This is a genomic window from Paratractidigestivibacter sp., assembly GCF_052362415.1.
In the GTDB taxonomy this organism is placed as follows: Bacteria; Actinomycetota; Coriobacteriia; order Coriobacteriales; family Atopobiaceae; genus Paratractidigestivibacter.
In genome coordinates this window covers 1-4,500 of sequence record NZ_DAWEMK010000124.1, presented here as the reverse complement: position 1 = coordinate 4,500, position 4,500 = coordinate 1, and the positions used below count along the sequence as shown (strand labels likewise).

The 4,500-nt window shown below is 65.7% G+C and carries 2 protein-coding genes; both read right to left on the bottom strand.

The genetic code is table 11. From position 1 onward, the window contains the following. A partial coding sequence (gene rimP, locus ACT84W_RS09560) for a ribosome maturation factor RimP (protein WP_444329035.1) occupies positions 1-383 on the bottom strand: 383 nt, incomplete at its 3' end. Between the two features lie 260 nt (positions 384-643). Continuing rightward, on the bottom strand, positions 644-3,949 hold the full coding sequence (locus ACT84W_RS09555) for an ABC transporter ATP-binding protein/permease (RefSeq protein ID WP_444329034.1): 3,306 nt from the start codon (positions 3,947-3,949) through the stop codon (positions 644-646). Between the last annotated feature and the right edge of the window lie 551 nt (positions 3,950-4,500).

Genomic DNA, 4,500 nt, shown 5'->3' with positions numbered 1-4,500 from the left:
TCCTCGCAGCCGAGCAGGCGGCCGGTGAACTTGCGGCGCCCCTCGGTCGCGGTGGTCGAGAGCTGGACGTCGGAGCCGGCGAAGCGGACGAAGTCGCGCTCGCGGCGCAGCGGGCGGGCCATGCCGGGCGAGCTCACCTCGAGGGTGTAGGCGCTCGGGAGCGGGTCGAGCTCGTCGAGCACCTCGCCGATCCAGCCGGTCTCGGCCGCGACCTCGTCGAGGCTGATCGTGGGGGCGTCCTCGTCGGCATGGTCGATGTAGACGCGCACGCAGGGGTTCTTGGTCGCTCCGACGACCTCGACGGCGACGATATCGACGCCGTGCTCGGCGGCGCGCGCCTCGAGGGCCTCGAGGACCTGCAGATCGGTGCCGGCCTTAGCCATGTGACCTCCTTCGGGTTGACATACAGAAAGGAAGCGGGGCGAGACGTTCCACCCCACTTCCTACGTTAAAGCATCATTTACGAAGCTATAGTACGAATAATCGCAGCTCAGGTCAAGGTTTGATTTGCGACGGCGGGCGCATGGGCCCCATGGCCTCCATCATAACCCCACAGCTGCAGGCCGGCGTGGGCTGTGAGCCCTGGGCGCGGGCCATGACGCGGCTGCGATCCTTCCCCCGGCGCCGCCCGAAGAATCCGGCGCTACTCCGACCGCAGCGCCTCGACGGGATCCTTCTTGCTCGCGGAGCGCGCGGGGAGCAGGCCCGCCACGACGGTGAGCAGCACGCTGATGCCGATGAGCGCGAGGGCGTCGGCCCACGGCAGGCTCATGATGTTCGGAACGCCCTTGAGCTTCATGACGATATCGTTCACGGGGAAGCTCACGAGCACCACCACGAGGATGGCGAAGACGCCCGAGATCAGGCCCTCGATGAAGGTCTCAGCGTTGAAGACGTTCGCCACGTTGCGCTTCGAGGCGCCGATGGCGCGCAGGATGCCGATCTCCTTCTTTCGCTCGAGGACACTGATATAGGTGATGATGCCGATCATGATGGAGCTCACCACGAGGCTGATGCTCACGAATGCGATGAGCACCATCGAGATCATGTTCACGATGTCGGTGACCGAGCCCATGATGACGCCCATGTAGTCGGTGTAGACGATGGCCTTGTCGTCCTCGCCTGCGGCGCGGGCCTGGTCGTTGTAGGCGTCGATGTGGCCGAGTACGCGCTCCTTGGCCTCGAAGTCACGGGGGAAGATCTTCACGGATTGCGGGTCGGACTCATCGGCATAGCCGAGGGTCGAGAGGTTGTTGTCGTAGGTGAGCTTGCCCGCGTTCGCATAGCTCTGCATGAGCGAGGCGAGGTCGGAGGCATCCATGTTGAAATGGATGGCCTTCGCGAAGGCGTCGCCGTCGACCGAGAACGCGTCCTGGAGGTTCGCGAGGCTGCCGCTCATCTGGGCGGCCGCGTCGGACATCGCGCCCGACATCTGGGTGGCGACCTGGTCCATGGCGGAGGCCATACCGGCCTTGACCTGGGCGGACACGGTCGCGGCGATCTCGTCGCCCATGCGCTTGGTGACCTCGCCCATCGCCTGCTGCAGGTAGGGGGCGAAGGTGTTCGTCATGTAATCGGTCACAGCCTTCTGCATCTTTTCCGCGAGAGCTTGGCCGCCGATGGCCGTGAGCTCCTTCAGGACCTGCTGCGCCTCGGGGTTGTTTGCGAGGTAGGCCTGGAACGCGGCCGAGACCTTCTCGCTGTCCTTGACGTCGAGGCCGAGGCCCTTGAACTCATCGGATTGCAAGAAGCCCGAGAGGAGCTGGTTCGTGAGCACACCCACCTGCTGCATCTGCTCAGGTGTGAGCTGGACGTCGGTGAAGACGTCGGAGAAGTCGGGCGACGGGGCGTTGGCGAAGACGTCGCCGAAATCAAGGTCGCTGCCCACGCCGGAAAGGTCGATGTTCATGCCACTGAGGTCGATGTTCGAGAGGTCGAGCCCGCTCATGTCGAGGCTCATGCCGTCGCCGAGGCCCGAGAGAGTCGATTCGTCGAAGTGGAAGGCGGACTTCATCGCGTCCTCGTCGACCGAGAACATGCTCTGGAGGTCGACGCCCTTCTTTGCGTCCGCCTGGACCTCGTCGAAGGACTTACCCGTGAAGACGTCGACGTCGGGGTTCGCGAGCTGCTGCTGGACGATCTGGGAGCTCGCGGAGCGGGCCATGAGCTCGGTCGTGAGGCCGTGGGTGTAGGCGACGCCCGGCGACAGCGCGTTCGAGCCGCCGGAGCCGTTGGGCTTGACCACGCCGACGATGTGCAGGTCGAGGCCGGAGGAGACCTGGGAGGCCATGTAGTCGGCGTCGTCGGACATGTCGGTCCAGCCGCCCGTCTCGTCGTTCTTGCGATAGCAGTCGGAGGCAGCGAGGACCTTGAAGCTCGTGTTGAGCGCGTCGCCGTAGGTGAAGTCGGCGTCGGTGTCGGGGGTCTCGACGTTGCCGTCGGCGCTCATCGCGCTGCTCACGAGGTCGTTCAGCTCGTTGATGTCGAGGGCGCCGATGCTGTAGAGGGTGTAGTCGCCGACCGTGCCCTTACTGGAGAGCACGAGGACTGCCTCGTCAGGGGCGCTGGCCCAGCGACCGGCGACGACGTCGTACTGGGAGTCGAGAAGCGACTGGTCGTCGATCATCTCGTTGAAGACGTTGGTACCCGTCATCATGGTGCCGGCCGTCGCGCCAGAGGAGGCGCCGCCGCTCATGGCCTGCGTCATCGAGTTGGGGACGAGCTTGGTCGGCTGCCCGCCGTCGGCGGACTCGCGGTAGACGATGGGGCTCACGCCGTAGTCGTACTGGACGGCGTTGACGTCGTCGGAGATGCCGTCGCCGCCGGAGTCGAGGAAGGCCTTGAAGGAGCGCATGTCGTTGGACTTGACGCTCGCGAACATGTCCTTGAGCGCGGTGACGACCGGGATGTCCTGGGAGGTATCGGCGGCGCCGGCGCCCGCCTGGGATCCGTCGGAGGAGCCCGAGGCATCGCCGGCGGTCGAGGACTTGTCGCCGCCGAGCATCTCGGACATGTCGTAGCTCTGCTTGGCGATGGTGAGCGGGTAGCTCGAGAGCGTGTCCTCCTCGACCTTGGCGATGTACTCGTTCACGCCGTTGGAGAGCGCGAGGATCGCCGCGATGCCGATGATGCCGATGGAGCCCGCGAAGGCCGTCATGATGGTGCGGCCCTTCTTGGTCATGAGGTTGCGGGCGCTGAGGCCGAGCGCGGTGAGGAAGTTCATCGAGGTGCGGCGGGTCGCCTTGGCCTCGCGGCGCGGCGCGGTGGCGGGATCGAAGGGGTCGGAGTCGTCGGTGATGCGCCCGTCGGCGAGGTTGACGATGCGCGTCGCGTACTCGTAGGCGAGCTCCGGGTTGTGGGTGACCATGATGACCAGGCGGTCCTGCGCGACCTCCTTGATCAGGTCCATGACCTGCACGGACGTCGTGGAGTCTAGGGCACCCGTGGGCTCGTCGGCGAGGACGATCTCGGGGTCGTTGATGAGGGCGCGGGCGATGGCTACACGCTGCATCTGGCCGCCCGAGAGCTGGGCGGGGCGCTTATTCACGTGGTCGCCGAGGCCGACGCGCTCGAGGGCCTCGCGGGCGCGCTGCTTGCGCTCGGCGCGGCCGACGCCCGTGAGCGTGAGGGCGAGCTCGACGTTCTCCAGGATGGTCTGATGCGGGATGAGGTTATAGCTCTGGAAGACGAAGCCGATGCGGTTGTTGCGGTAGGCGTCCCAGTCGCGGTCGCGAAAGTCCTTGGTCGAGATCCCGTCGATGAGCAGGTCGCCCGAGTCGAAGTGGTCGAGGCCGCCGATGACGTTGAGCAGGGTCGTCTTGCCAGAGCCGGAGGGGCCGAGGATGGCGACGAACTCGTTGTCGCGGAAGGCGACGCTCACGTCGTCGAGCGCGGTCTGGGTGAACGACTGGGTGACGTACTTCTTGCAAATGTCCTTGAGCTCGAGCATGCGGGGGCACCCTCTCTGGTTTGGTGACTATCCAAGATTACCCAAAGAGGACGCTGATATACCAGCACAAAGCACAGAATGGGGAGGAATGTCCACCCGCGATTGAGGGGCGACGATCGAGCGCGGGCAGGCAGCCCTCGAGCGCGCAGAATCGCCAACGTCCAGCCATCAGGCCGGGTAAGCGAGCCTCCTAGGGCGCGCAGCCGCCAAGTCAGAAGGGCATGCAGCCGACGGGACGAGCGCCCTGAAGGCCGAGGCAGGGCGCGCAGCCGCCAAGTCAGAAGGGCAGGCAGCCCTCGAGCGCGCAAAAACGCCGACGTCCAGCCGCGGAGAGGAGCTGGAGCCAGGGAATTCTGCGCAAGACGGCCACCGCATGGCCTGGCGGCTGCGATTTCTGCGCGAAACGGCCGCCATCGTGGCTGAGCGCCGCGATTTCTGCGCAGAGCGAGCGTTCCCTCGGCTGAACGCCGCGATTTCTGCGCGAGAAGCGCAAAGACGAGCTACGTCCATAAAGTGGTGTAAATAGCAGTGGCGGGCCAGAGGCCCGCCCT

Excerpts from the sequence above, each read along its gene's own strand:
- ACT84W_RS09555 (WP_444329034.1), bottom strand. The coding sequence starts at position 3,949 with ATGCTCGAGCTCAAGGACATTTGCAAGAAGTACGTCACCCAGTCGTTC.